This is a genomic window from Microbacterium luticocti DSM 19459, from assembly GCF_000422405.1.
GTDB lineage: Bacteria > Actinomycetota > Actinomycetes > Actinomycetales > Microbacteriaceae > Microbacterium > Microbacterium luticocti.
Map to the genome: position 1 here is coordinate 56,343 of NZ_AULS01000007.1, position 26,230 is coordinate 82,572.

Annotated in this window: 24 protein-coding genes; 15 read left to right on the forward strand and 9 right to left on the reverse strand. The window is 70.4% G+C overall.

Features of this window, described 5'->3' with window-relative positions; genetic code table 11:
* Positions 1 to 57 precede the first annotated feature (57 nt).
* Entirely contained in the window at positions 58 to 1,086 is a 1,029-nt protein-coding gene (locus H577_RS0109040; RefSeq protein WP_029145689.1) for an ATP-dependent 6-phosphofructokinase, read from the forward strand.
* 311 nt (positions 1,087 to 1,397) lie between these two features.
* On the forward strand, positions 1,398 to 2,252 hold the full coding sequence (locus H577_RS0109045) for an endonuclease domain-containing protein (RefSeq protein WP_029145690.1): 855 nt from the start codon (positions 1,398 to 1,400) through the stop codon (positions 2,250 to 2,252).
* Positions 2,253 to 2,554: 302 nt separating this feature from the next.
* Here H577_RS0109045 and H577_RS0109050 read toward each other — a convergent pair whose 3' ends face one another.
* Positions 2,555 to 4,678, reverse strand: coding sequence for a S9 family peptidase (locus H577_RS0109050; protein WP_029145691.1), 2,124 nt, complete (start codon positions 4,676 to 4,678; stop codon positions 2,555 to 2,557).
* A 180-nt stretch (positions 4,679 to 4,858) separates the two neighbouring features.
* On the opposite strand from H577_RS0109050, the gene H577_RS15820 reads away from it, so the two are divergent.
* The 5 genes from H577_RS15820 (at position 4,859) to H577_RS17635 (ending at position 9,998) form a co-directional block, all read left to right on the forward strand.
* The gene (locus H577_RS15820; protein ID WP_084516035.1) at positions 4,859 to 6,379 is read left to right on the forward strand and encodes an inorganic phosphate transporter; all 1,521 of its coding nucleotides are present in this window, start codon (positions 4,859 to 4,861) and stop codon (positions 6,377 to 6,379) included.
* Positions 6,376 to 6,711, forward strand: coding sequence for a hypothetical protein (locus tag H577_RS0109060; protein WP_029145692.1), 336 nt, complete (start codon positions 6,376 to 6,378; stop codon positions 6,709 to 6,711). The genes H577_RS15820 and H577_RS0109060 overlap by 4 nt, the downstream gene beginning before the upstream one ends.
* Positions 6,712 to 6,742: 31 nt before the next feature.
* Entirely contained in the window at positions 6,743 to 7,654 is a 912-nt protein-coding gene (locus H577_RS0109065) for a phosphodiesterase (protein ID WP_029145693.1), read from the forward strand.
* Positions 7,655 to 7,772: 118 nt separating this feature from the next.
* On the forward strand, positions 7,773 to 9,245 hold the full coding sequence (locus H577_RS0109070) for an aspartate ammonia-lyase (protein ID WP_029145694.1): 1,473 nt from the start codon (positions 7,773 to 7,775) through the stop codon (positions 9,243 to 9,245).
* A gap of 42 nt (positions 9,246 to 9,287) precedes the next feature.
* Complete coding sequence (locus H577_RS17635; protein ID WP_051191905.1) at positions 9,288 to 9,998, forward strand: DUF4190 domain-containing protein; 711 nt, start codon at positions 9,288 to 9,290, stop codon at positions 9,996 to 9,998.
* 129 nt (positions 9,999 to 10,127) lie between these two features.
* Here H577_RS17635 and H577_RS0109080 read toward each other — a convergent pair whose 3' ends face one another.
* Complete coding sequence (locus H577_RS0109080; RefSeq protein ID WP_029145695.1) at positions 10,128 to 10,994, reverse strand: fumarylacetoacetate hydrolase family protein; 867 nt, start codon at positions 10,992 to 10,994, stop codon at positions 10,128 to 10,130.
* 74 nt (positions 10,995 to 11,068) lie between these two features.
* Between H577_RS0109080 and H577_RS0109085 the strand changes: the two genes are divergently transcribed.
* The 3 genes from H577_RS0109085 to H577_RS0109095 all read left to right on the forward strand — a co-directional run bounded on the left by H577_RS0109085 (position 11,069) and on the right by H577_RS0109095 (position 13,553).
* Entirely contained in the window at positions 11,069 to 12,238 is a 1,170-nt protein-coding gene (locus tag H577_RS0109085; protein ID WP_029145696.1) for a PrsW family intramembrane metalloprotease, read from the forward strand.
* A 240-nt stretch (positions 12,239 to 12,478) separates the two neighbouring features.
* Entirely contained in the window at positions 12,479 to 12,847 is a 369-nt protein-coding gene (locus H577_RS0109090) for an FKBP-type peptidyl-prolyl cis-trans isomerase (RefSeq protein ID WP_029145697.1), read from the forward strand.
* A 139-nt stretch (positions 12,848 to 12,986) separates the two neighbouring features.
* Positions 12,987 to 13,553 (forward strand): YceI family protein, encoded by a 567-nt coding sequence (locus H577_RS0109095; RefSeq protein ID WP_029145698.1) that lies wholly within the window; start codon positions 12,987 to 12,989, stop codon positions 13,551 to 13,553.
* Between the two features lie 44 nt (positions 13,554 to 13,597).
* Here the strand turns inward: H577_RS0109095 and H577_RS0109100 are convergent, their stop codons facing one another.
* Together H577_RS0109100 and H577_RS0109105 are read right to left on the reverse strand one after the other, a co-directional pair.
* A complete protein-coding gene (locus H577_RS0109100) occupies positions 13,598 to 14,905 on the reverse strand; it encodes an MFS transporter (protein ID WP_036284373.1) in 1,308 nt (435 codons plus the stop codon).
* 59 nt (positions 14,906 to 14,964) lie between these two features.
* Positions 14,965 to 15,192 (reverse strand): DUF167 domain-containing protein, encoded by a 228-nt coding sequence (locus H577_RS0109105; protein WP_029145700.1) that lies wholly within the window; start codon positions 15,190 to 15,192, stop codon positions 14,965 to 14,967.
* Positions 15,193 to 15,340: 148 nt separating this feature from the next.
* On the opposite strand from H577_RS0109105, the gene rpsO reads away from it, so the two are divergent.
* A complete protein-coding gene (gene rpsO, locus H577_RS0109110; protein ID WP_029145701.1) occupies positions 15,341 to 15,610 on the forward strand; it encodes a 30S ribosomal protein S15 in 270 nt (89 codons plus the stop codon).
* Between the two features lie 278 nt (positions 15,611 to 15,888).
* Here rpsO and H577_RS0109115 read toward each other — a convergent pair whose 3' ends face one another.
* From H577_RS0109115 to efeU, 3 genes are read right to left on the reverse strand one after another with little or no spacing between them, the layout of a single operon-like run.
* On the reverse strand, positions 15,889 to 17,187 hold the full coding sequence (locus H577_RS0109115; RefSeq protein WP_029145702.1) for a Dyp-type peroxidase: 1,299 nt from the start codon (positions 17,185 to 17,187) through the stop codon (positions 15,889 to 15,891).
* Positions 17,184 to 18,431 carry an iron uptake system protein EfeO gene (gene efeO / locus H577_RS0109120; RefSeq protein WP_029145703.1) on the reverse strand — a complete coding sequence of 416 codons (1,248 nt, stop codon included), beginning with the start codon at positions 18,429 to 18,431 and terminating at the stop codon, positions 17,184 to 17,186. The genes H577_RS0109115 and efeO overlap by 4 nt, the downstream gene beginning before the upstream one ends.
* Positions 18,421 to 20,007 carry an iron uptake transporter permease EfeU gene (gene efeU / locus H577_RS15830; RefSeq protein ID WP_051191906.1) on the reverse strand — a complete coding sequence of 529 codons (1,587 nt, stop codon included), beginning with the start codon at positions 20,005 to 20,007 and terminating at the stop codon, positions 18,421 to 18,423. Before efeU ends, efeO begins: the two co-directional genes overlap by 11 nt.
* Positions 20,008 to 20,165: 158 nt before the next feature.
* Here efeU and H577_RS0109130 point away from each other — a divergent pair, with 158 nt between their 5' ends.
* From H577_RS0109130 to H577_RS0109140, 3 genes are all read left to right on the forward strand, one after another.
* Positions 20,166 to 21,032: an alpha/beta fold hydrolase gene (locus tag H577_RS0109130; protein WP_029145704.1), complete on the forward strand. Its 867-nt coding sequence runs from the start codon at positions 20,166 to 20,168 to the stop codon at positions 21,030 to 21,032.
* A gap of 110 nt (positions 21,033 to 21,142) precedes the next feature.
* Positions 21,143 to 22,339, forward strand: a complete 1,197-nt coding sequence (locus H577_RS0109135) for a CE1758 family FMN-dependent luciferase-like monooxygenase (RefSeq protein WP_156876606.1) — start codon at positions 21,143 to 21,145, stop codon at positions 22,337 to 22,339.
* On the forward strand, positions 22,336 to 22,980 hold the full coding sequence (locus tag H577_RS0109140) for an FMN reductase (protein WP_029145706.1): 645 nt from the start codon (positions 22,336 to 22,338) through the stop codon (positions 22,978 to 22,980). The genes H577_RS0109135 and H577_RS0109140 overlap by 4 nt, the downstream gene beginning before the upstream one ends.
* A gap of 24 nt (positions 22,981 to 23,004) precedes the next feature.
* On the opposite strand, the gene H577_RS0109145 is transcribed toward H577_RS0109140, so the two are convergent.
* Together H577_RS0109145 and H577_RS0109150 are read right to left on the reverse strand one after the other, a co-directional pair.
* Positions 23,005 to 23,211 carry a hypothetical protein gene (locus H577_RS0109145; RefSeq protein ID WP_029145707.1) on the reverse strand — a complete coding sequence of 69 codons (207 nt, stop codon included), beginning with the start codon at positions 23,209 to 23,211 and terminating at the stop codon, positions 23,005 to 23,007.
* Positions 23,212 to 23,226: 15 nt separating this feature from the next.
* Entirely contained in the window at positions 23,227 to 23,412 is a 186-nt protein-coding gene (locus tag H577_RS0109150; protein WP_029145708.1) for a DUF5302 domain-containing protein, read from the reverse strand.
* Positions 23,413 to 23,726: 314 nt separating this feature from the next.
* On the opposite strand from H577_RS0109150, the gene H577_RS0109155 reads away from it, so the two are divergent.
* Positions 23,727 to 25,991 (forward strand): polyribonucleotide nucleotidyltransferase, encoded by a 2,265-nt coding sequence (locus tag H577_RS0109155; RefSeq protein WP_029145709.1) that lies wholly within the window; start codon positions 23,727 to 23,729, stop codon positions 25,989 to 25,991.
* The last annotated feature ends 239 nt before the right edge of the window (positions 25,992 to 26,230 follow it).

A 26,230-nucleotide genomic window follows, 5' to 3' on the forward strand; every position in this document is an offset into this window, starting at 1 on the left:
TGTCGTTTCAGGCAGCGTCGCCGGCATCCTTCCCCCTTTCCATCCGAGGACGACAGCATGAAGATCGGCATCCTGACCAGCGGCGGCGACTGCCCCGGACTGAACGCGGTGATCCGTGGCGTGGTGCTGAAGGGCACCACCGCGTACGGGCTCGAGTTCGTCGGCATCCGGGACGGCTGGCGCGGGGTCGTCGAGGGCGATTTCTTTCCGCTGACCCGGCACGAGGTGAAGGGCCTGTCGAAGGTGGGCGGCACGATCCTCGGCACCAGTCGCACCAACCCGTACGAGGGGCCGCGCGGGGGAGCCGAGAACATCGCGAAGACGTTGTACGGACATCGCATCGACGGGATCATCGCGATCGGCGGCGAGGGCACCCTGGCCGCGGCCGACCGGCTGTCGAAGGACGGCATCAACGTGCTGGGCGTTCCCAAGACGATCGACAACGACCTGCGGGCGACGGACTATTCGTTCGGTTTCGACACCGCAGTGAACATCGCGACCGACGCGATGGACCGGCTGCGCACCACCGGCGACTCGCACCAGCGGTGCATGGTCGCCGAGGTGATGGGGCGCCACGTCGGCTGGATCGCATTGCACGCGGGCATGGCCGCCGGCGCGCACGCGATCTGCATCCCCGAGGTGCCGCTCTCGATCGACGAGGTCTGCGACCTGGTCACCAAGGCCCACGACCGCGGCCGGGCGCCGCTGGTGGTGGTGTCGGAGGGGTTCACCCTCACCGGCATGAGCGAGGCCTACAGCGACAAGGGACTCGATGCGTTCAACCGGCCGCGGTTGGGTGGCATCGGCGAGGTGCTGGCACCCGAGATCGAGCGCATCACCGGCATCGAGACCCGGTCGACCGTGCTCGGCCACATCCAGCGCGGCGGGTCACCGTCCGCGTTCGACCGGGTGCTGGCCACCCGGCTCGGCCTGCACGCCGCCGACGCGATCGTCGACGAGGCGTGGGGCCAGATGGTCGCGCTGCGCGGCACCGACATCGTGCGGGTGCCGTTCGCCGAGGCGCTCGGCGAACTGAACACCGTGCCGCGCTACCGCTACGACGAGGCCGCCGCGCTGTTCGGGTGAGAGGCGACGGATGCCACGCCCCCGGCATCCGCTCGTCGCCCGGGATGTGGCATCCGCTCGTCGCCTGGGATGTGGCATCCGCTCGTCGCCCGGGCTGCGGCATCCGCTCGTCGCCCGCGTGTGATCGGTGACTCTCGGGATCAGGAGATATCTCGGGTTCAGGAGAATCTGCGGTAGATCCTCCTGTCGCGGTGATTTGTCCTGTGCTCGTGCGCGGCGATGAGTCCTCCACAGGATGCCGCGACCCCGACGTTGTCCACATTTCCGGCCCGCGCAGCCAGCGGCGGGGACGGGGTAGGGCACGGTGGGGGATGAGGTCACCGCAGGAGTTCAGCACCTGGCTCGCCGCGCGCGGCGCAGCCCATACCTCGGCTGCGCGGGCGGCGGGGTTCACGGTCCACGCCATGCGCTCCGCGATGGCCGTCGGAGATGCGGAGCGGCTTCGCCGCTCGTGGCTCGTCGCTCCGAGCTGCGATCCGGACCTGCGACGGGCCGCGGCGGAGGGCGCACGTCTCACCTGCCTGAGCGCCGCGCGGCGCAGGGGCCTGTGGACCCCCGATCACGAAGGACTGCACGTCGCCGTCGCCCCCACGGCATCCCGATTCGACACGACCGGTCTGCATGTGCACTGGTCGACCGGACCTGCACCGGTCGCGCGCGCCGCTCTCGAGGACGAGATCATCAACATCCTCTTCCACGTCGCGCGCTGTGCCGCGCCGCCGGACGCCCTGGCGGTATGGGAGTCCGCGATCCGGGCCCGTCACGTCGATCCGGATGTGCTCGCCCGCGTCGCGTGGCGCAGTGAACCGGCTCGCCGGCTCGCCGCGGTGGCCTCGCAGCTGTCGGATTCGGGCGTCGAGACACGCTTCATGGACCTCATGCGCGGGATCGGCGTGACCGTGCGACAGCAGGTGCTCATCGACGGGCATCGTCTCGATGGGCTCATCGGCGAACGTCTCGGCATCCAGATCGACGGGTTCGCGTATCACCAGGCGGCCGATCGGCGCCGTGACCTGCGGCAGGACACCCGCCTCGTGCTGCGCGGCTACACCATCCTCCGGTTCGACTACTACCAGGTGCTGTTCGACCCCGCCTACGTCATCGCGACCGTGACCGCGGCGATCGCTCAAGGTCTGCACCGTGCTCCCGCGGTGGCCGTCCGCTAGATCTACAGCGAGAGCCCTGCCGTCGCCGCACGAGTACAGGAGATCTCACCGGCACAGGACGATCTGCGGCGGATTCTCCTGACCCGGTGATTTCTCCTGTGTCGCAGATGCCACCGCGCCACCGCGCCGCACGGCGCGCGGCCGCAGGCGACGGATGCCGCGCGCCGCACGAGCACAGGAGATCTCACCGGCACAGGACGATCTGCGGCGGATTCTCCTGACCCCGTGATTTCTCCTGTGCCGCAGATGCCACCGAGCCACCGCACGCCGCACCGCGCGGCCGCAGTCCCCGGATGCCGCGGCTACGCGTCGGCGACGCCGAGCACGTCGAGCAGCCAGGCCAGCTCGAACGCCCGCTCGCGCCAGGCGTTGTACCGTCCGCTGACGCCACCGTGCCCGGCCACCATCTCGCACTTCAACAGCGCGTCTGCACCGACCTCGCGCAGCCGTGCCACCCACTTGGCCGGTTCCACGTACAGCACCCGCGTGTCGTTGAGCGAGGTCACCGCCAGCACGCGCGGGTAGCGCACCCCGTCGCGCACGTTCTCGTACGGCGAGTACGACTTCATGTACGCGTACACATCCGCGTCGTGCAGCGGATCACCCCACTCGTCCCACTCGATCACTGTCAGCGGCAGCGACGGGTCGAGGATCGTGGTCAGCGCGTCCACGAACGGCACATCGGCGAGGATGCCGGCGAACAGCTCCGGCGCGAGGTTCGCCACCGCGCCCATCAGCAGCCCGCCGGCCGACCCGCCTTCGGCGACCAGGCGATCGGATGCCGTGAATCCGGCGTCCACGAGGTGCCGGGCGCAATCGACGAAGTCGGTGAACGTGTTGCGCTTGTGCAGCAGTTTGCCGTCTTCGTACCACTGGCGGCCCATCTCGCCGCCGCCGCGGACGTGCGCGACCGCGAACACGACGCCGCGGTCGAGCTCCGAAAGCCGTGCCACCGAGAAACCCGGCTCGATGGAGTGCTCGTACGACCCGTACCCGTACAGGTGCAGCGGCCGCGGCTGGTCGCCTGGCCGACCGAACGAACGCTTCCACACCAGCGAGATCGGCACCCGGGTGCCGTCCGCGGCGGTGGCCCACACCCGCTCCTGGTCGTAGTCGGCCGCCTCGTACCCGCCCAGCACCGGCTGGCGCTTGCGCAGCAGCAGCGCTCCGGTGGCCACCTCGTAGTCGTACACGGTGCTGGGCGTGACGAACGACGCGTACCCGAGCCGGATCACCGGGGGAGCCCACTCCGGGTTCCCCGCGGTGCCGGCCGCGTACAGCGGTTCGTCGAACGCGATCTCGCGCACCGCATTCGAGGTGTAGTCGAACATGCCCAGCCGGGCCAGCCCCTCGCGCCGGTACCCCAGCACGCCGAAGTCACGGAACGTCGACAGGCCGAGCAGGCGCCTGCCCGGTTCGTGTGGCACGACCACCTCGCGGGCACCGGTGGGGTCGGATGCCGCGACCCGCACCAGCTCGAAGTCCAGCGCGCCGTCGTTGTGCAGGATGTACAGCACGTCCTCGCCGTCCACCACCGCGTGGTCGCTGTCGTACTCCACCCCCTCGACCCGCGGCCAGACCACCCGCGGCTCGCTGCGCAGGTCGGTGGCATCCACCAGCCACTCTTCGCTGGTGATCGACGAGCCGACGCCGATGACGAGGTAGCGGTCGCTGCGGGTGAACCCGGCGCCCACCCAGAACCGCTCGTCGGGCTCGTGGAACAGCGTCGCGTCGGAGTCCACCGGCGTGCCCAGCTCGTGCAGCCACACGGTGTCGGGGCGCCAGGCGTCGTCGACGGTGGTGTAGACGATGAACCGGCCGTCCGGCGAGAACGAGGCGCCGGCGAATGTGCCGGCGATCTCATCGGGCAGGTTCTCGCCGGTGCGAAGGTCGCGCACGCGCAGCGTGTACCGTTCGTCGCCGGCGACGTCGACGCCGTACAGCATGAGCGTGCCGTCGTTCGAGACCTCGAAGCTGCCGAGGGAGAAGAACTCGTGGCCTTCGGCCTCGGCGTTCGCGTCCAGCAGCACCTGCTCACCGGGCACGGGTGTCTCGGGGGTCAGCTCGGGCGGGGTCCAGTCGTCGGGCGCGGCCAGCGGGGCGCGGCACTGGATGCCGTACTGCTTGCCTTCGACGGTGCGGCCGTAGTACCACCAGGCGCCGCGCCGGATCGGCACCGACAGGTCGGTCTCTTGGGTGCGGTCCTTGATCTCGCCGAAGATGCGCTCGCGCAGGGGCTTCAGGTGCGCGGTGCGCGCGTCGGTGTACGCGTTCTCGGCGTTCAGATGCGCGATGACGTCCGGGTCGTCCTTCGCGCGCAGCCACTCGTACGGGTCGGCGAACACGTCGCCGTGGTGGGTGCGCCGGGTGGGGCGCTGTGCGGGGACAGGGGCGGATGCCGCAGCGGCGGTGTCGACGTCGGTCACGGTATTCCACGGTAGCGCCGTCTGGCGCCGGCGTCGCCTCGCCGGGCGGTTCACACAAGCGCGGCTGACGTGAGAGGATTTCTACGGCCCGGGAAGCCGGGGAGCAACCGATCCGTGAACTCTTCGTTCGCACCGCCGGCATCGTCGGCATCCTTGTCCCTGAATCCCGGAAAGCGAACGGTGGAAACCGCAGTCCTGATCGTCGTGCTGGTGATCGCACTGGCCCTGTTCTTCGACTTCACCAACGGGTTCCATGACACCGCGAACGCGATGGCCACGCCCATCGCGACCGGAGCCCTGAAGCCCAAGGTGGCGGTCGGGCTGGCGGCCGGCCTCAACCTGGTCGGTGCGTTCCTGTCCACCGAGGTGTCGCAGACGATCTCGCACGGCATCATCCGCGAAGACCAGATCACCGACCACACCGCGTTCCTGGCGCTCATCTTCGCGGGCCTGATCGGTGCGGTCTCGTGGAACATGCTGACCTGGCTGCTGGGCCTGCCCTCCAGCTCGTCGCACGCCCTGTTCGGCGGCCTGATCGGCGCCACGCTCGTGGGCGTGGGCGTCATGGGCGTGAACTTCGGTGAAGTGCTCGGCAAGGTCATCCTGCCCGCGGTCATCTCACCGATCACCGCCGGGGTGATCGCGTTCCTGGTCACCCGCATGGCGTATGCGATCACCCGCCGCTACGACGGCAAGCCCGACGGTCGCAGCGGCTTCCGCTGGGGCCAGATCTTCACCTCGTCGATGGTCGCACTGGCGCACGGCACGAACGACGCGCAGAAGACCATGGGCATCATCACGCTCGCGCTGATCATGGCGGGCTGGCAGAACAAGGAGCAGGCCGACCCGCACCTGTGGGTGATCTTCGCGTGCGCGTTCACGATCGCGTTGGGCACCTACCTGGGCGGTTGGCGCATCATCCGCACCCTCGGCAAGGGCCTCACCGACGTCAAGCCCGCCCAGGGCTTTGCGGCCGAGACCTCCACGGCCGCGACGATCCTCGCCTCCAGTGCCCTCGGGTTCGCGCTGTCGACCACACAGGTCGCCTCGGGCTCGGTGATCGGCTCGGGCCTCGGCCGCCGCGGGTCGAAGGTGCGCTGGGGCACGGCCGGCCGGATCGCGGTGGGGTGGTTGCTCACCCTGCCGGCGGCGGGCGTGGTCGGCGCGCTCGCCGCGCTGATCGTGCAGTGGTTGGGGATGTGGGGCATCCTTCTGGACGCTCTGCTGGCTCTGGCCGTGATCGTCGGGCTGTTCTGGCGCTCGCGCCGTGACGCCGTCACCGCGGCGAACGCGATGAGCGACGTGGCCGAGTCGGCCCGCGCGGTGAAGGTGAAGAAGAACCCGCCGCCCACCCGCCGCCAGCGCGCCATCCTGCGCGAGCAGGAGCGGATCAAGGCCGAAGAGAAGGCCCGCCGCAAGGCCGCCGAGCGCGAACGCGAGCGTCGCCGCGCCGACGAGCAGGCCCGCGCGAAGGCCGAGAAGAAGGCCAAAGCGAAGGCCGAGGCCAAACGCAGCGCCGACGAGAAGAAGGACGCGAAGAAGAAGGCGGATGCCGCCAAGAAGGCGGGCGCCGCCAAGAAGGCGGATGCCACCACGAAGGCGGATGCCGCCAAGAAGGCGGGTGCCGACAAGAAGCGGCACCCGCAGCGCGAAGGCAAGGGCAAGAACACCACCGCGGCCGCCGGAAAGGACGCGCGATGACCATCGAGATCAACTGGTTCGCGTTCGCGCAGGTGTTCGCCGCGGCGCTGGTCGGCGCGTTGCTCGTGGTCGGCTTCTACGCGATCGGGTTGCGGCTGTTGGTGCGCGCCGGGCGGGTGCCGGTGGTGGCGCCCGCCGAGTTCACCGACGCGCTCACCGTGATCACCCCCAAAGAGGCGGCCCGCGCCGAGAAGGCCGCGGCCAAGGCCGCCAAGAAGAACCCGCTCACCGAGGCGCAGAAACGGCTGGCGTTCGTCGGCGCGTGCGCATCGTTCGCGCTGTGCGGCGTGGCGGTCGCCGCCGGCATCGTGCTCATCGTCGTCGGTCACTGACGCCGTCGGAGGGGGCGCTTAGGCTGGGGGCATGGATGCCGCAGCCGTCCGCTTCGGGTCGCACCCGCCCGCGCGGCGCACGATCGTGCACCTCAGCGACACCCATCTGCTGGGGGGAAACCGGCCGTTGGGCGGCCGGTACGACACCGCACAGAACCTGCACGCGACACTCGACGCGATCGAGCGGCTCGGCATCCGCCCCGACGCCTTGGTCTTCACCGGCGACCTCACCGACCTCGGCGAGCCCGAGGCGTACCACGCCCTGAAAGACGCGGTCGAGCCGGTCGCGGCCCGGCTCGGCGCCCCCGTGGTGTGGGTCGCCGGCAACCACGACGAGCGTCCCTGGCTGCACCGCGACCTGCTCGGTGGCGAGCCCACCGAGCGGCCGGTGACGGGCGTGTGGGACCTCGGCGGGCTGCGCGTGGTCGCGCTGGACACCTCGGTGCCCGGCTGGCACCACGGCGACCTCGACGACGAGCAGTTGTCGTGGCTGCGCGAGCAGCTCGCCACCCCCGCGCCGTTGGGCACGCTGCTGGCGATGCACCACCCGCCGCTGCCGAGCCATCTGCCGCTGTTCGACATCCTCGAGTTGCGGCACCAGGATGCGCTCGCGAAGACCATCCGGGGCAGCGATGTGCGTGGCATCCTGGCCGGTCACCTGCACTATTCCACGCACGGCATGTTCGCCGGTGTCGAGGTGAGCGTAGCGGCCGCCACCTGCTACACGATGAACCTCGCGCGCCCGGCGGCCCGGGTCAACGGCATGGACGCGGGGCAGTCGTTCCACCTCGTGCACGTCTACGACGACACCATCACGCATGCGGTGGTGCCGGTGACGGATGCCGCGACCGCGGACTTCTTCGACGAGGCCTGGCTCGCCCGCATGGCCGCGCTGAGCCCGGCCGAGCGGCTCGACGCGTTCTCACGCAAACCATCACGGTGATCCGCCCTCGGGTACAGCGGCCGCGGCCCAGCTGTACGCGGCGTACAGCGGCCGGTCGGGTGCGCGTGGGTAGGATCGAAGCATCCCGATCCACTGTCACCCACAAGGACGCCACGACATGACGTTGGACGCAACGACGCGCACCCGAACCGAAACCGACTCGCTCGGCTCGATGGAGATCCCGGCAGATGCCTATTGGGGCATCCACACCGCACGGGCCCTCGAGAACTTCCCCATCGCGAAGCGACCGATCTCGGTGTACAGCGACTTCGTCCGCGGCCTGGCGATGGTCAAGCAGGCCTCGGCCCGGGCCAACCGCGAGATCGGTGTGCTCTCGGCCGAGAAGGCCGACCTGATCGACCGCGCCGCCCAGCTGGTCATCGAGGGCAAGTACCACGACCAGTTCGTGGTCGGCGTCATCCAGGGCGGCGCCGGCACCTCGACCAACATGAACGCGAACGAGGTCATCACCAACATCGCGCTCGAGCTGGCCGGCCGCGAGAAGGGCGACTACGCCTTCCTCGCCCCGATCGACGACACCAACCGCAGCCAGTCCACGAACGACGTGTATCCCACGGCGATCAAGGTCGGCCTGTCGCTGCTGCTGCAGAGCCTGCTCGACGAGCTCGACCTGCTGCGCAAGTCGTTCCTGGCCAAGGCCGTCGAGTTCCACGACATCCTCAAGGTGGGCCGCACCCAGCTGCAGGATGCCGTGCCGATGACCCTCGGCCAGGAGTTCCACGGGTTCGCCACCACGCTCGGCTACGACCACCAGCGGCTCACCGAGAACGCCCGACTCATGTTCGAGGTGAACATGGGCGCCACCGCCATCGGCACCGGCATCACCACGCACCCCGGCTATGCGCCGGCCGTGCTGCGCCACCTGCGTGAGATCACCGGTCTCGACCTGGTCACCGCGTCGGATCTGGTCGAGGCCACCAGCGACACCGGGTCGTTCATGTCGTTCTCGGCATCGCTCAAGCGCAGCGCCATCAAGCTCTCGAAGATCTGCAACGACCTGCGGCTGCTCTCCAGCGGCCCGCAGGCGGGTCTGGGCGAGATCAACCTGCCGGCCAAGGCCGCAGGCTCCTCGATCATGCCGGGCAAGGTCAACCCGATCATCCCCGAGGTCGTCAACCAGGTCGCGTTCTCGGTGGCGGGCGCCGACGTCACCGTCACCATGGCCGCCGAGGCCGGGCAGTTGCAGCTGAACGCGTTCGAGCCGGTCATCGCGCACTCGATCTTCCAGTCGATCACGTGGATGCGACAGGCGATGTGGACGCTGCGGGTCAACTGCGTCGACGGCATCACCGCGAACAAGGAACGCCTGGGCGCCATGGTCGGCTCGTCGGTCGGCGTCATCACCGCGCTGACCCCGTTCATCGGCTACGCCGCCTCGGCCGCCCTGGCCAAGACCGCGCTGCTGACCGGCCGCAATGTCGCCGACCTGGTCGTCGAGGCCGGGCTGATGAGCCGCGACGAGGTCACCAAGCAGCTCTCGCCGGCCCGGCTGTCGGGGCTCGAGACGATCACCGAGACGATCCCGATCGTGCAGCCCGCCGAGAACCTGGTGGCCGACGAGACGGTCTGAACGATAGCGTTGAAGGGTTCGACCGTAAACCGGAGGTAACCCATGTCCAACGTCCCCGACTCCGAGAACCCGCAGCCGCCGGCGTCACAGCCTCCGGCCGGCGGTGAGGTGCCGCCGGCACCAGACGCGGCTCCTGCCGCCCCCGAGGTGCCGCCGGCCCCGGCCGCCGACGCCGTGCCGCCGGCCCCGGCCGCCGACGCCGTGCCGCCGGCCCCGGCCGCCGACGCCGTGCCGCCGGCTCCGGCCGCCGACGCTGTGCCGCCCGCCCCGGCCTACGGCCAGCAGCCGGCCTACGGGCAGCAGCAGCCGGCGTACGCCCAGCAGCCGGCGTACGGGCAGCAGGCACCGTACGGCCAGCAGGCCGCGTACGGGCAGGCCCCGTACCCTCAGGCGCCGGGTTACGCCGAGCCGGCCACGTCGACGACCTACCCGGGCAAGACCATGGGCATCGTCGCGTTCGTGCTCTCCCTGGCCGGCCTGATCACCAGCGGCGTCACCTCGCTGGTCGGTCTGATCCTCGGCATCGTCGCGCTCAGCCAGAGCAAGAAGGCCGGGCAGAAGAACGGCCTCGCCCTGGCGGCGATCATCATCGGCGCCGTCATCGTGGTGCTCGGCATCATCGGCATCATCGTGGCGATCTCGTTCTTCGCCTCGTTCGCCGGCGCGGTGAACCAGTGCTACACCGACCCGGGCGGCATCGTGCAGGTGTTCGGCATCACCTTCAACTGCGAAGACCTGCTGAACGGGCGCTGACCCGCACTCGCGTCACGTACGTAGGGGCGTCGGGCACAAGCCCGGCGCCCCTGTCGTGCACCGCGGCCTCGATCGTGCACCGCGGCGTCGGTCGTGCACCTCGGCCTCGGTCGTGCACCACGGCCTCGGTCAGTCGACGATGCGGCAGTGCGTGGTCAGCTCGCCGATCCCGTCCACACCGACGGTCACCGTCGAGCGGTCACGCAAGAAGATCTGCGGATCCCGCGAGTAGCCGGCGCCCCCGGGCGACCCGGTCGAGATGAGGGTGCCCGGAAGCAGCGTCGCCGACTGCGACAGGTGCGCCACCAACGTCGCCACCGACCGGATCATCTGCCCGGTCGAGGCATCCTGCACGCGGTGTCCGTCCACCACGGTCCAGATGTGCAGGTCCTGTGGGTCGCCGACCTCGTCGGCGGTGACGGCGAACGGGCCGGTCGGGGTGAACCCGTCGAACGACTTGCACCGCGACCACTGCGCCTCGGAGAACTGGATGTCACGCGCGGTGATGTCGTTGACCACGGTGTAGCCCCACACGTGGTCGAGGGCGTCGTCGACGGTGACGTCTTTGGCGGCGCGACCGATGATCACGCCGAGTTCCGCCTCGTAGTCGACCGACTCACTCAGCGACCGCGGCCATGTCGTGGTCGCCTCGTGACCGGTCAGCGAGTTCGGCCACAGCGTGAACACCGTGGGCGCGGTGTCGGCCTTCAGGCTCAGTTCACTCGCGTGCGCCGCATAGTTCAGGCCGACCGCGAGCACGACCGGCGGGGCCAGCACGGCCGAGGCGTATCCCACCTGTGACAGCGGGATGCCGCCGCCCGCGCCGGCCGCGGCATCCCGCACCCGATCCAGCAGCGCGTCACCGCCGACGATCAGCTCGTGCAGCGTCGCCGGCCCGTCGGCGAGCAGGTCGCGCACCACCAGCGCCGTCTCGCCCTGAACGACCGCCAGTACGGGACGGGGCTGATCGGGGACGGTGACGTGGGCGAAGCGCATCCTTCAACGCTACCGCGCCGATCTGAAAGCGCCGTTGCCGGGCGAGAGGCCGGCAGCCCCCTATGCTGAACGCCATGTCGTTCCCCTCTTCGCTGGCCCGCGGATACCCCGACCGGGCGGCCCCGGTCGCCGCGCCTGCGCAGCCCGTGACGGCTCTTCCCGCACTGGCCGCTCGTGGGCGTAGCGCGGCACCGTGGCTCGTCGCCGTGCTCGCAGTGGTGTTGCTGTGCCTGATCTCCTATTTCACGCAGACGCTCGGGACCGCTGCCTCGGCCGTCGGCATGGTCGTCGCGCTGTTTCCGATGGCGGGCGTCCTGTTGGCCGTGAAGCTCGTCGACCGGTGGGAGCCCGAACCGCGGTCGCTGCTGGTGCTGGCGTTCGCGTGGGGCGCGATCGCCGCGGTCGGCATCGCCTTGGGCGTCGACCTGCTGCTGTCGATCGGGTTCGGGCTGTCGGATTCGCCCGCGCGCGAGGCGATGCAGTCGGTGATCCAGGCGCCGATCGTCGAGGAGTTCGCCAAGGGGCTCGGCGTGTTCCTGATCTACGTCACCGCGCGCCGCGCGTTCGACGGGCCCGTGGACGGCATCGTGTACGGGGCCATGGTCGCGGCCGGGTTCGCGTTCACCGAGAACATCCAGTACTTCGCCATCAGTGCGATCGAGGGTGGTGCGCGCGAGCTGACGTTCACGTTCATCCTGCGCGGCATCCTGTCACCGTTCGCGCACGTCATGTTCACCGCGGTCACCGGCTACGCCCTGGGGTTGGCCGCCCGACGTGGGGCCAGTGCCGCCGCGGCGGTGCGGCCGTGGGTCGTGGGCATGGTCGGGGCCGCCCTGCTGCACGCGCTGTGGAACGGGTCGGCGCAGTTCTCGGACTTCTTCTCGCTGTATGTGACGCTGCAGGTGCCGCTGTTCCTGCTGTTCATCCTCGGGGTGGTGCTGCTGCGCCGGGAGGAGGAACGGCTGACCCGCCAGCGCCTGGGCGAGTACGCGTCGGCCGGCTGGTTCACCCCGCAAGAGGTCGACATGCTCGCCACGCCGCGCGGGCGCCGGTCGGCGATGGCGTGGGCGCGCACGCTGCGCGGTGACCGCAGCGCGGTGATGAAGGGCTTCATCGCGGATGCCACGACCCTGGCGGCCGCGCGGCAGCGCATCGTCACCGGCCGCGACCCGGGCGCAGCGGCCGACCAACAGGTGCTGCTGGCCCGCACCGTCGCCGCCCGCAGGGCGCTGTTCGCGCCGTGACCTGCGGCATCCGGTCGCGGGCGGGCCGCCGGCCGCCGTATCCGTCGCTCGCGCCGGCGCGCCGCGGGCATCGCGCCGCGGGCATCCCCGCAGCAAGACTCAGCGCCCGGTGCCGCGGCGATGCCGGCGTGTCTCCCGAGCGCTGAGTTGATCTGACACCAGGATGACACGGCCTCACCGACCGGTCAAGACCCCGCTTGAGGCTTTGACCGACGGTGCCGCGTCGGGTTGGATGGAACCATGACAGACAACCGCACGAAGCCCGAGATCGACGCACCCGAGGGCCCGGCCCCGTCCGACCTCGTCATCCGCGACCTCATCGTCGGCGACGGCGCCGAGGCCAAGCCCGGCGACACCGTCACCGTGCACTACGTGGGCGTCGAGTACGAGTCGGGGGAGGAGTTCGACTCGTCGTGGAACCGCGGCGAGTCCATCCAGTTCCCGCTGCGCGGCCTGATCCAGGGCTGGCAGGACGGCATCCCCGGCATGAAGGTCGGCGGCCGTCGCGAGCTGGTCATCCCGCCGCACCTGGCGTACGGCCCGGCCGGCGGCCACTTCCTGGGCGGCAAGACCCTCATCTTCGTCATCGACCTCATCTCGGTCGGCTGACCCGACAGACACCGACGGGCGGATGCCTCTGGCCGAGGCATCCGCTCGTCTTTTGCATTCATCGGAATAGATGACGGTGTGCTCCCGTTGCATCGGTGTGAGCGCGCATCGCGCGCGATCCGACAGCGGAAGGACCGACATGACCGACACCACCATCGCCCCCGAGATCGCCGGCTACAAGCCCGGAACGTGGGTGCTCGACCCCGCCCACAGCGACGTGCAGTTCAGCGTGCGTCACATGATGATCTCGAAGGTGCGCGGCACGTTCGGCGTGAAGAGCGCGACCATCGTCGCCCCCGAGAACCCGCTCGAGGCGCAGATCACCGCGACCGTCGATGTGGCGTCGGTGGACACGCGCGACGAGAATCGCGACGCACACCTGCGTTCGGCCGACTTCTTCGACGCCGAGACCTACCCCACCATGGAGTTCCGCTCCACCGGCGTGCGCCTGGAGGGCGGCGACTTCCTCGTCGACGGCGAACTCAGCCTGCACGGCGTCACCAAGCCGGTGACCTTCACCGTCGAGTTCGGCGGCTTCGGCACCGACCCGTACGGCAACTACAAGGCCGGCGCCACGGCCAAGGCCGTCATCAACCGCGAGGACTTCGGCCTGACCTGGAACGCCGCGCTCGAGACCGGCGGCGTGCTGGTCGGCAAGGACGTCACCATCGAGCTCGACCTGCAGGGCTCGCTGCAGCAGGACTGACACCTCTCGAGGGGCGGATGCTGCGGCATCCGCCCTTCGTCGTCTCAGGGCTCGGGGTGCAGCGCGTCGTACGCGCGGAACCGCGGGTGCAGCCGCACCAGCAGCGACACCAGGCCGACGATCACCAGTCCGCCCGCGAGCGGCGGGAACCACAGTGCCGACACCGTGGCCAGGGCGCCGGCGTAGAGCGCGCCGATGCGCGGACCGCCGGCGACCACGACGATGAAGATGCCCTGCAGCCGTCCGCGGATGGCGTCGGGCACCGCCGACTGCATCATGGTGGACCGGTAGATGGCGCTGATGTTGTCGGCGGCGCCCGACACCGCCAGGAAGACCGCGCCCGCGCCGATCAGCACGACGTTCGCGGAGTGATCGCCGATCCGGTCCGGCGCGAACCAGCCCAGCGCGGCGACGCCGAGCACGAGCCCGAACGCGAAGATCGCCGCCCCGTACACCTGCACGGCGCGTTCGATGCCCAGACCGTGCCGCCGCACCCGGCCGATCGGGCCCGAGAACAGGCTCGAGCAGAACGCGCCCACGGCGAACGCCGCGGTGAGCACGCCGGTGGTGATCGCGCCGCCGCCCAGCAGCACCGCCCCGATCGCCGGGAACAGCGTGAGCGGCTGCCCGAACGTCATCGCGGTGATGTCGACGAGGTACTGCACCCGGATGTTCGACGCGCGCCGCAGGAACCGCCAGCCGTCCTTGAGCGACTCGAGCCCGGGCCGCACGATGGTGCCCTCGGGCCGGATCGACGGCAGCGTCCACAGCCCGAGGAACAGCGAGGTCATCATGATCACGTCGATCGTGTACGTCCAGCCGTAGCCCGAGACCGCCACCAGCACGCCGGCCAGGGCGGGTCCGGCCATGACCATGAGCCCCGACGAGATGCCCTGCAGCGCGGATGCGGCCGGCAGCAGGGCGATCGGGATCAGCCGCGGCACGATGGCCGCGCGGGCGGCCATCACGATCGAGTTGGCGGCCGAGTTCACGATGCTCAGGCCGTACAGCCACCACTGCGTCTCCCACCCGCCCCAGGTGAGCACGGCCAGAAGCAGCGTCGAGGCGAAGGTGACGGATGCCGCGAGCAGCGCCACCACGCGGCGGTCGAACGCGTCGGCGAGCATGCCGCCGTACAGGCCCGCCAGCACCATCGGCACGAGCCCGGCCACGGCGATCATCGACACAGCGAACGTGTCGTGCGTGATCGCGTACATCTGCAGCATCACCGCGACGATGGTCAGCTGCCCGCCCAGGCCCGACAGCGTCGATCCCACCCACAGCCGCGCGAACGCGGGCGAGGAGGTCAACGGCCGCAGGTCGATGAAGTGCTCGCGGCCGAGCCTGGCCATCACCGCGGCATCCGGAACACACGTCGCACGGATCGAGAGTACCGGCCGGCGCGACGCGCCTAGGTGTCGGTGTCGATGTCGATGCGCTTGATGCGCGAGGTGTGCCCGCGCACGATGCGCACCCGGCTCGGGGCGGTGTGAAAGTGCGCGGCCAGCGCGCGCTGCACGCCGAGGTTCGCCGCACCGTCGGCGGCGCGCTCGCGGACGTGCACGATCAGGCCGTCCGCATCCTTCTCGACCAGCGGCCCTTTGCGGCTGCCGGGTTTGACGCGCACGGTGACCTGCATGCTGCGAGCGTAGCCCGCCGGCACGCCGGGAGTCGGCGGGGACGGATGCTGTAGACTGATGCGGTTGCCGTGAGAATCGGCCGCGGATAAAGAGAGCTCGCGCATCCGGCGACGGGCACCGCGCAATGGACAGAGAGGGGACCGCTTTATGGCACTGGATGCAGACGTCAAGAAGGCGATCATCGAAGAGTACGCGACGCACCCCGGTGACACCGGTTCCCCCGAGGTGCAGGTCGCGATGCTGACGCAGCGCATCAAGGACCTCACCGAGCACCTGAAGGAGCACAAGCACGACCACCACTCGCGTCGTGGCCTCTTTCTACTCGTCGGTCAGCGCCGCCGTCTGCTCGGCTACCTCCAGGACATCGACATCGAGCGCTACCGCTCGCTGATCGAGCGTCTCGGACTGCGCCGGTAAGGCACGCGACCAGCGTTCAATCGCGCAAAACGTTCTTGGAAGGCCGCTCCGAGGTGTCGGGGCGGCCTTCGTTTTCGTCCACGGGCGTCGGTGGCCGCGTGCACAACTGCGGGGATTCTCGCCCGCGCACGGCGTGTCGCGCCGCCCGGGCGGCGTGTCGCCGAAGATCCCCGCAGTTGTGCACGGATGCCGCGCGGCGATGCCGCGACTGGCACCTGAGCCCGGCCCTCCGACCGGGCCCTGCGGCCGGGTCCTCCGGGCCGATGGTCGGGCCGCGGTCAGTCGAACATCCCGGCCGCCAGATAGGTGCCGCGGGCAGGCGCCGGCGGGCAGAAGAAGATCCCCGACCCGACATGGGTGATGTACTCGTTCAGCGCGTCGGATGAGCCCAGGCGCCGTTGCAGCCGCTCGAAGTGGGCCGGATCGTTCTGGTAGCTGATGAACAGCAGCCCGGCGTCGAGGAACCCGTACTGGTTGATGCCGTCGGTGTAGTTGAACCCGCGGCGCAGGATCTTCACGCCGTCGTTGTTCTCGTGCGCGGCCAGCCGGATGTGCGAGGTCGGATCGATGACCGGCTGCCCATCGGGGCCGGTGGCCGCGAAGTCCGGGGTGTCGAACTCGTGCGCACCGGTCAGGGGAGCGCCGCTGATCTTGTGACGGCCGAAGATGCGGTTCTGGTCGCTGACCGGGTCGGTGTCCCAGTTCTCGATGTGCATCTGGATCTTGCGCACCACCTGGTAGGTGCCGTGCCGGGTCCATGCCGGTCCGTCGTCCACCCACACGTACCGGTCGAAGTCGTCCTTGTCGAAGATGTTGCGGGTGCCGTCCTTGTACCCGAGCAGGTTGCGCGGCGTCGACTGCCCGCGACCGGCCGAGGCACGGCCGAAGCCGATCACCGTCCACCGGGTCGCGGCCGACCCGGCCTCCTTGCCGATGCGGGCCAGCACGCGGATCGCGTGGTACGCCACCTGCGGGTCATCGGCGCACGCCTGCAGCGACAGGTCGCCGCCGCTCCACTCGTCGTGCAACGACCCCGTCGGCAGATCGAGCTCGCGCAGCAGCGGCGGCCGGCGTGCCGCCAGCCCGTACTCGTCGCCGAACACGCGCGGCCCGAGCCCCAGGGTCACGGTGAGCGAGGCGGGATCCAGGTCGAGGGCCTCTCCGGTGTCCAGCCCGATCCCGTCGGTGCGGGCCGGTTCCACCTGCCCGACCGTCTTTCCGGCCATCAGCTGCGCGATCGCCGCCGACCAGCGCGCCAGCAGCACCTGCAGGTCCTGCGCCAGCGAGGTCGTCAGGTCGAACGTCATGAACACGCTGTACCGCTGCACCGGGGTGCTGATCCCGGCCTGCTCGGCCGAACCGTAGAACGGATGCCGCCCGGACAGGTCGATCGCATCCGCCCCGTCGCCGGGCGAATCCCCGCGCCCGAGCGCCGTCGCGGCGGCTGCGCCGCCGGCCGCCCCGACCAGCAGCCCGCCCGCGCCCGCGGCCGCCGCCGACAGCAGCAGGCCGCGTCGCGACACGCCGCGGACCGCGCCCGGACCCCGGGCGCCGTCCGCTGTGGTGGGCTCGGTCATCCCGCGGTCGCCACCTTCTCGGCGATCCGCGAGAGCGGCTCCTGCAACGCCTGCACGGCCTTGCTCAGCTTCGCCGAGTCCGCGGCGCGCAACTGTGCGGTCCACTCCTTGTAGCCGCCGAGCGCGGCCGGGTCGCGGTAGGTGTCCAGCAGCGTGGTCACCGCGCGGAACCGGTCGGCGACCTGGGTGGCCAGGGCGGCGTCGATCTTGTCCAGACCCGGGCGCAGGAACGCGAACGCCTGCTGGGCGCCCTCGACGTTCCCGGCGAAGTCGACGAGGTCGATGTGGCTGTACGCCTCTTCCTCGCCGGTGATCTTGCCCGACTGCACCTCTTCGAGAAGGCCCGCGGCGCCGTTGGCGAGATCCTCGGGCTTGTACTCCAGCGTCTGCAGCAGGTCGTTGAGCTTGCCGGTGTTGGTCACCAGCTCCGCGGCGAGCTTCTTGGTGTCGTCGGTGATCGCCCCGCGCTGGAACAGGTCGCGCTCGATCGCGTGGAAGCCGTGCCAGCCGACCTCGGGGTCCGGCGGCGTCGAGGCGCGCATGTCGAGCAGGTAGTCCAGGTTGCCGTGGTTGTCGTCGGCGGCGAAGCCGGGCAGCACGAACCCGTCGACGTCGGACTCGATCTTCTCGTAGAACGGTCGGGCCAGCGCGTACTTCTGCTTCGCGGCGGCCAGGTCACCGGCATCCACTGCGTCTTTGAGGGCGGCCACGGCGGTGACCATGTCGCCGGCGACGCCCTTCGCGTAGTCGGCGTATCCGGCGGCGCCGTCCGCCAGGATCGACGCGATGCTGCCGGTGGGGGACGCGGCGGCCTTGCCGGTCACGGTGAATGGCTGGGTCTCGGGGTCGGCTCCGGGGCAGTAGATCTGGTAGTCGCCGCCGTCCAGCCGCACCGTGAAGCTGACCGGCTTGAGCCCGGGCGCGAGGTTCTCCTTCTCGCCCAGGATCCGGTTGCGGCTCTGCAGCTCGACCTCGGTCAGCGCCGTCGAGTTCGTGTTCTTCACGGTGAAGGTGACCGGGCCGGCGGGCGCACTCGCGTAGTCGAGCACGCACCTGTCGCCGTCGTCGCCGGTGAGCGTGATCGTCACCTGCGCGGCACCGCTGTCGCCGGTGGGGGCGGCGGATGCGCCGGGGCTGCCGCCGGTGGCGGGGCCGGACGAGCCGGCGCAGCCGGCGAGGGCCAGGCCGCCGATGAGGATCGCCGTGACGGCGGCGGCGCGGGCGCGCCGGGGGCTAAGGGACATGGATGCTGCTCCTCGAAGTGGGCTCGGGACGGGACTCGGGGGAAGGCGTGGGCGGTGTCGCCGCGGCGACACGCAGGCGGCGGGAGCCGCGCACCGCGCGGGCCAGCAGCACACCGGCGGCGATCACCAGCAGCGCGGGCAGGTACAGGCCCCACAGCCGGCGCTCGTCGGCGGCCGACTGGGCGTCGGCGATCGTGTCGGCGGCCTTCTGCACGGCGGCGTCGGGCACATGCCAGCCGCCGTCGGTGAGGGTGACCGTACGCGGGGTCGACAGCCCGCCGCCGCTGAGCGTGGCGACCGCGCGGTCGGTGTGCGACACGTCGAGCAGCGCGCCGTCGGCGGTCCAGACGGTCTGGGTCTGCGCGCCGCTCCAACTCACCTGGAACGGGCCGGGCTGGCGGGCGCGGTCGATGCCGATCGGCAGCCGCCCGCCCGAGCGGGCGGCCACCTCGTCGAGGGTCATCGTCCGCGGTGCGTCGGGGTCGGCGGCATCCGTCGAGCGCTCCCAGCGCTGCGCCGCCAGTCCCGCGTGCTGGTCGGGCTGGGCGGCATCCGGCGCCAACCGCACCGTCTGCGCGGCCGCGCCGTGAAGGCTCACCGTCACCGCGTCACCGTGCAGCGCCGCCGTGCCCACCTGCGTCCCGGCCTGGTCGACAAGCGGCAGTGCCCCGGTGTGCACGGTGGGCAGCATCGCCATGGTGATCGCCAGCGCGGCGGCGGCGACGGCACAGCCGGCCGCCAGCGACGCCTGCAGCGCCGCCGCGCCGCGTGCCGACGGGCGCCGCGCGGCCGGCCAGTACACGACGAGTGCGACCGGGATCAGGTAGGCGAGCCAGCCGATGACCTCGATCAGACGCGGGTCGGCGGGGATGCCGAGCACCCCGGTGATCAGCGCCGACCCGATCGACCCGGGCCGCACCAGCCACGACAGGTCGAGCACCTGCTGCTGCCCGGCGTTCAGCCAGCCCGCTTCGTGCGCGGTGCGCAGCACGGTCATCACCAGGCCCGCCGCGACGAGGATGAGGAACCCACCGGTGATGCGGAAGAACCGGCTGAGGTTGAGTCTGACGCCGCCGAGGTAGATGCCGATGCCGACGGCGACCGCGACCGCGATGCCGAGCACCGCACCGATCGCCGCGAGCAGGGCGCTCGTCGAGGCCGAGAACGTCGCCAGCAGGAACACGCTGGTCTCGAACCCCTCCTTGAGCACCGCGAGGAACGCCATCCCGGCCAGCGCGAACGCGTGGCCGTCTTTGAGCGCCTCGCCCGCCTGCTGTTCGAGTTCGCGCTTCATGCCGCGGGAGTGGTGCTGCATCCACACGAGCATGCTCGTCACGAAGAACACCGCGACGATGCCGATGATCGTCTCCATGCCCTCCTGTGCGGCCTGGGGGAGCGCCTGCTCGACCGCGGCCAGGGTGATGCCCACCGCCAGGCTCAGGGCCAGGGCGATGCCCACGCCCAGCCACATCGCCGTCAGGCGGCGCCCGTTGCGGCGCAGGAACGCGGCGATGATGCCGACGATGAGAGCCGCTTCGAGGCCTTCGCGCAGGCCGATGACGAAGGTTGCGAGCACGGTCTTCCTCAGACGGGATGATGCGGGCCCGAGCGGGTCCGGAGGTAAGGATAGCATACCCACACGCTACCGCCCTCACTCGATCGAGGGGCGTGTGCCGTGGGCGCGTCGGCCCGGCGGGGCCTTCGGCGCCGCGATAGCCTGCTGTCGGAGGCCCGATGACCACGATCGACGAGCATGTGCGCCGTGACGGCGCCCTCGCCGACATCGACTGGCACGTCTTCCCCCCGGGCACGGTCCGTGACACCGTCGCCACGCCCAGCGGCGCGCTGGCCCGGGTACGGGTGGGGGATGCCTCCGGTGACCGGGTGCTGCTCGTGCCCGGCGTCGTCGGGTCGAAGGAGGACTTCGTCCGCATCGTCCCGCTGCTGGTGCAGCAGGGCCTGCGTGTCGAGTCGTTCGACCTCGCCGGCCATTACGAGTCCGAGCACGCCCCACCGCTGCGGGACGGCCACTACGACTTCGCCCAGTACGTCGACGATCTGATCGCGGTGCTGCGCGCCGACCCGGCGCCGGCCCATGTGGTCGGCTACAGCTTCGGTGGGTTGCTCGTGCAACAGGCGGCCGTCGCCTGTCCCGAGTTGATGCGCACCGTGACGCTGCTGTCGTGCCCGCCGGCGACCGGCCAGGTGTTCCGCGGCGTCGCGCACATCGGCCCGCTCTCGGACATGGACCCGCACCGGGCGGCCGGCCTCATCCTCTGGGGCATCCGGTACAACCTCAACCGTGAGCGACCGCAGCGCATCGCGTTCGTGCGGGAGCGGCTCTCGCGCATCCCGCGCAGCTGCATCGACGACGTCATCGGGATGATGATGCACACCCCCGACGTCACCGAGGCGTTCGCGGCCCTCGGCCTGCCCACGCTGATCGCGGTCGGGCGGCGTGACCTGTGGCCGGTCGCGCAGCACCGGGCGTACGCGCGGCGCATCGGCGCCCGGGTGGCGCTGTACCCCGGCGGGCACGCGCCGTGCGAGACGGCGCCGCACCAGCTGGTGCGCGACCTGGTCGGCCTGTTCCGGGAATAATCGGCGCGGCCCCGCGTTGCACGATATACATTCATTTGCATAGAAACGGATGCCACCGGCATCCGGGAAGCGGGAATCAGATCGTGAGCGAGACCAGCACCTGGCCGGGCATGCAGTTCGGCATCTTCTCGGTGAGCGACATCACGCGCGACCCCACCACCGGCGTCACCCCGAGCGAGGCCGAACGCATCCAGGCGACGCTGGCGATCGCCCGGCACGCCGAAGAGGTGGGCCTGGACGTGTTCGCCATCGGTGAGCACCACAACCCGCCGTTCTGGTCGTCGAGCCCGACCACCACCCTGGCGTACATCGCGGCGCAGACCGAACGGCTCATCGTCTCCACCGCCACGACCCTGATCACCACCAACGACCCGGTGAAGGTCGCCGAGGACTTCGCGGTGCTGCAGCACGTGTCCGGCGGCCGCGCCGACCTCATGCTCGGCCGCGGCAACACCGGACCGGTCTACCCGTGGTTCGGCAAGGACATCCGGCAGGGGCTGCCGCTGGCGATCGAGAACTACGCGCTGCTGCACAAGCTGTGGCGCGAGGACGTCGTCGACTGGGACGGGAAGTTCCGCACGCCGCTGCAGGGGTTCACCTCGACGCCGCGGCCGCTGGACGGTGTGCCGCCGTTCGTGTGGCACGGGTCGATCCGCACGCCCGAGATCGCCGAGCAGGCCGCGTACTACGGCGACGGCTTCTTCGCGAACAACATCTTCTGGCCGGCCGAGCACTTCCAGCGTCTCATCGAGCTGTACCGGCAGCGGTGGGCCCACTACGGGCACGGCGCGCCCGAGACGGCGATCGTGGGCCTGGGCGGCCAGGCGTTCATGCGCAAGAACTCGCAGGATGCCATCAACGAGTTCCGCCCGTACTTCGACAACGCGCCGGTGTACGGACACGGTCCGGCGATGGAGGACTTCATGCGGATGACCCCGCTGACGGTCGGTTCGCCGCAGCAGGTCATCGACCGCTACGCGGGCATGCGCGACCTGTTCGGCGACTACCAGCGCCAGCTGTTCTTGATGGATCATTCCGGGCTGCCGTTGAAGACCGTGCTCGAGCAGCTCGACCTGCTCGGCGGCGAGGTGGTGCCGGTGCTGCGTCGCGAGCTGGCGAAGGACCGTCCCGCCGCCGTGCCGGACGCACCCACGCACGCGTCACTGGTGGCCGCGGCGTACGGCGACGGCCCGGTGCGCCAGGCGCGGCCGAACGAGAACCGCGGCGACAACGTCACCGGCGGCTCGCCCTACCAGGACACCGCCTCGTCCGCGGGGGCGGCGTTCGGCCTGGGCGGTGCGCGATGACCGCCCGCCGCATCGCCGTGGTCTCGGCGGGCCTGTCCACCCCGTCGTCGACGCGGATGCTCGCCGACCGGCTGGCCGCGGCCACCGTGCGCCGGCTCGCCGAGCGCGGCGTCGAGGCATCCGTCGACACCGTCGAGCTGCGCGATCACGCGCACGCGATCACCGACAACATGCTCACCGGGTTCGCCGCGCCCGAACTGGAATCGGCGATCAACACCGTCGTGTCGGCGGATGCCGTGATCGTGGTGACGCCGATCTTCACGACCAGTTACTCGGGCCTGTTCAAGTCGTTCGTCGACGTGCTCGAGCCCGACGCCCTCGCCGGCAAGCCCGTGCTCATCGGCGCGAACGCGGGCACCGCGCGGCACTCGCTCGCGATCGACTACGCCATCCGGCCGTTGTTCGCCTACCTGCACGCCGAGCCCGTCTCGACCGGGGTGTTCGCCGCGTCGGCGGACTGGGGCGGCACCGGCGACCAGGTCGCGACGCTCGGCGATCGCATCGAGAAGGGGGCCGGCGAGCTCGCCGAGGCGATCGTGCGCCGCGGCGAAACCGCGACCGGCGACCCGTTCGACCCGCGCACCTACCTGCGCGGCGGCGACTCGTTCGGCCACCTGCTCGGCGGGCTCGCCGACCAGTGAGGGCCGACCGGCGACGGATTCCGCTCAGCCCTCGAAGCCGCCCTCGAACCCGTCGACCTCGTACTGACCGGCCTCGATCGCCGCCTCACGCTCTTCGGCTTCGACCTCGTCCTGTTCGGCCTCGATCGACTCGCGGTCGTCGAGCGTCGGCGGCGGCAGCTCCAGCTCCACCTCGTCGTCGACCGGCACCTCGCGCTCGTCGTCGGCGATCGGCTCATGGAAATCGCTCATCGTGCCCTCCCGGTATCACCCGCTCTTGCGGCGGAACTCGCGCTTGTGACCGGCACGTCCGTGCGGCTCGTGCACCGCGCCGCCGGCGTCCAGATGTGCCTCGCCCGCGTGCTGGCGGGCGTTCTTCTTGTCCAGCGCCTCGCGGAACCTGCGCTTCATCTCGTCGGATGCAGCCCCTGCGGCGGTGTCTTCGTCGCTCATGTCCTCACCCTAGGCCAGTGCACCCGCGGTGTCACCCGGCCGGGCACAGGAACCCCTGATAGGCTCGGTGTGGGTGCCCTGTGGCATCCGCTCAACTGAACACCGAACTCCATCCCGAGTTCACCGAGCAGGCCGGCAGGAAGCTGGTCCCCTGTGGTGGGTTCCTCTCCGTTCGGAGGGTGATCTTCTACTGGTGGCCAGCGCAGGCGGCACACGCGATGCGTTCGCGCGCCCATATCTGCCCGTTCCTGCTCCTTCGCACGATCTCGCCCGCGAAACGCGCGGACGAGTCTAAACAAAGAAGGAGAGACCTCTTGGAAGGTCCTGAAATCACCGCCGCCGAAGCCGTCCTCGACAACGGCCGCTTCGGCACCCGCACCATCCGGTTCGAGACCGGACGCCTCGCCCAGCAGGCGCAGGGCGCCGTCGCCGCCTACTTGGACGACGAGACCATGCTGCTGAGCGCCACCAGCGCCGGCAAGCACCCCCGTGAAGGGTTCGACTTCTTTCCGCTGACCGTCGACGTCGAAGAGCGTTCGTACGCCGCCGGAAAGATCCCCGGCTCGTTCTTCCGTCGCGAGGGGCGTCCGTCGACCGACGCGATCCTGGTGTGCCGCCTGATCGACCGTCCGCTGCGCCCGTCGTTCGTCGACGGCCTGCGCAACGAGGTGCAGATCGTCATCACCGTGCTCTCGATCGCGCCGGGTGAGTTCTACGACGCGCTCGCGATCAACGCGGCCTCCGCGTCCACGCAGATCTCGGGTCTGCCGTTCTCGGGCCCGATCGCCGGCGTGCGCCTGGCGCTCATCCCCGGTCACGGCGAGCACGAGGACCAGTGGGTCGCGTTCCCCAACGCCAAGCTGCTCGAGGAGGCCGTGTTCGACCTGGTGGTCGCCGGTCGCGTGCTCGAGGACGGCGACGTCGCGATCATGATGGTCGAGGCCGAGGCCACCGAGCACAGCTGGAACCTCATCAAGGCGGGCGCCACCAAGCCCTCCGAAGAGGTCGTCGCGCAGGGTCTGGAGGCGGCCAAGCCGTTCCTGAAGGAACTCGTCGCCGCGCAGAACGTGCTGGCGAACACCGCCGCCAAAGAGATCCAGCCCTACCCGGTGTTCCTGCCCTACTCGCAGGCCACCTACGACTTCGTCGCGCAGCGCGCGTACGACGAGCTGGTCGGCGTCTACCAGATCGCCGACAAGATCGAGCGTCAGAACGCCGACGACGCGGTCAAGGAGCGGGTGCGCGGCGAGCTGGAGGCGGCCATCGCCGCCGGCACCGTCGACGGGGTCGCCGCGAGCGAGTTCTCGGCCGCGTACAAGGCGGTCACCAAGAAGATCGTGCGCGGCCGCATCCTCGCCGAGGGCGTGCGCATCGACGGGCGTGGCCTGGCCGACATCCGTCCGCTGGACGCCGAGGTGCAGGTCATCCCGCGCGTGCACGGCTCGGCCATCTTCCAGCGCGGTGAGACCCAGATCCTGGGCGTGACCACGCTGAACATGCTGAAGATGGAGCAGCAGATCGACTCGCTGTCGCCGGTCACGCACAAGCGCTACATCCACCACTACAACTTCCCGCCCTACTCGACCGGTGAGACCGGCCGGGTCGGCAGCCCCAAGCGACGCGAGATCGGCCACGGGTTCCTGGCCGAGCGCGCCCTCGTGCCGGTGCTGCCGAGCCGCGAGGAGTTCCCGTACGCGATCCGTCAGGTCTCCGAGGCGCTGGGCTCGAACGGCTCGACCTCGATGGGCTCGGTGTGCGCGTCCACGCTGTCGCTGCTGAACGCCGGTGTGCCGCTGCGCGCGCCGGTGGCCGGCATCGCGATGGGTCTGGTGTCCGACACCGTGGACGGGCAGACCCGCTATGCGGCGCTCACCGACATCCTCGGTGCTGAAGACGCCCTCGGCGACATGGACTTCAAGGTCGCCGGCACCAGCGAGTTCGTCACCGCGATCCAGCTGGACACCAAGCTCGACGGCATTCCCTCGCAGGTGCTCTCGGCGGCGTTGCAGCAGGCGCACGACGCGCGGATCACGATCCTGAACGTGCTGAACTCGGCGATCGACGCGCCCGACGAGATGGCTCCGACCGCACCGCGCGTGATCAGCGTGCAGATCCCGGTCGACAAGATCGGCGAGCTGATCGGCCCGAAGGGCAAGACGATCAACGCGATCCAGGACGAGACCGGCGCCGACATCTCGATCGAAGAGGACGGCACCGTGTACATCGGGGCCGTCGACGGCCCGAGCGCCGAGGCCGCCCGCGCCCAGGTGAACGCCATCGCCAACCCGACCAACCCGGAGGTGGGGGAGCAGTTCCTCGGCACCGTGGTGAAGATCGCGACGTTCGGTGCGTTCATCTCGCTGCTGCCCGGCAAGGACGGCCTGCTGCACGTCAGCGAGGTGCGCAAGCTCACCGGCGGCAAGCGCGTCGAGAACGTCGACGACGTGCTGAACGTCGGGCAGAAGCTGCTCGTGCGCATCACCAAGGTCGACGACCGCGGCAAGCTGTCGCTCGAGCCGGTGCTCGACGAGAACGCGACCGCCGAGGGTGAGACCGAGGCGGTCCCCGCCGAGGCCTGATCGCGGCCGCATCCGGATGCCCGTCCCCGCTGTGGGGGCGGGCATCCGGCGTCGGGGCGAGTTACGGTGTCCCCCGAACAGGGGACGATGCGGGATGCCGTGACCAAAGCGTTACGGAATGTTTACCGAAGGGTTGCCGCGCCGTGGGGTGCCGTTGCGCAACTGACCTACCCTCGAAGTACGCGCCGGGGGGCGCGCACAGCGGACACGGATCTTCGTCGATCCGTGAGGGGGTGGGC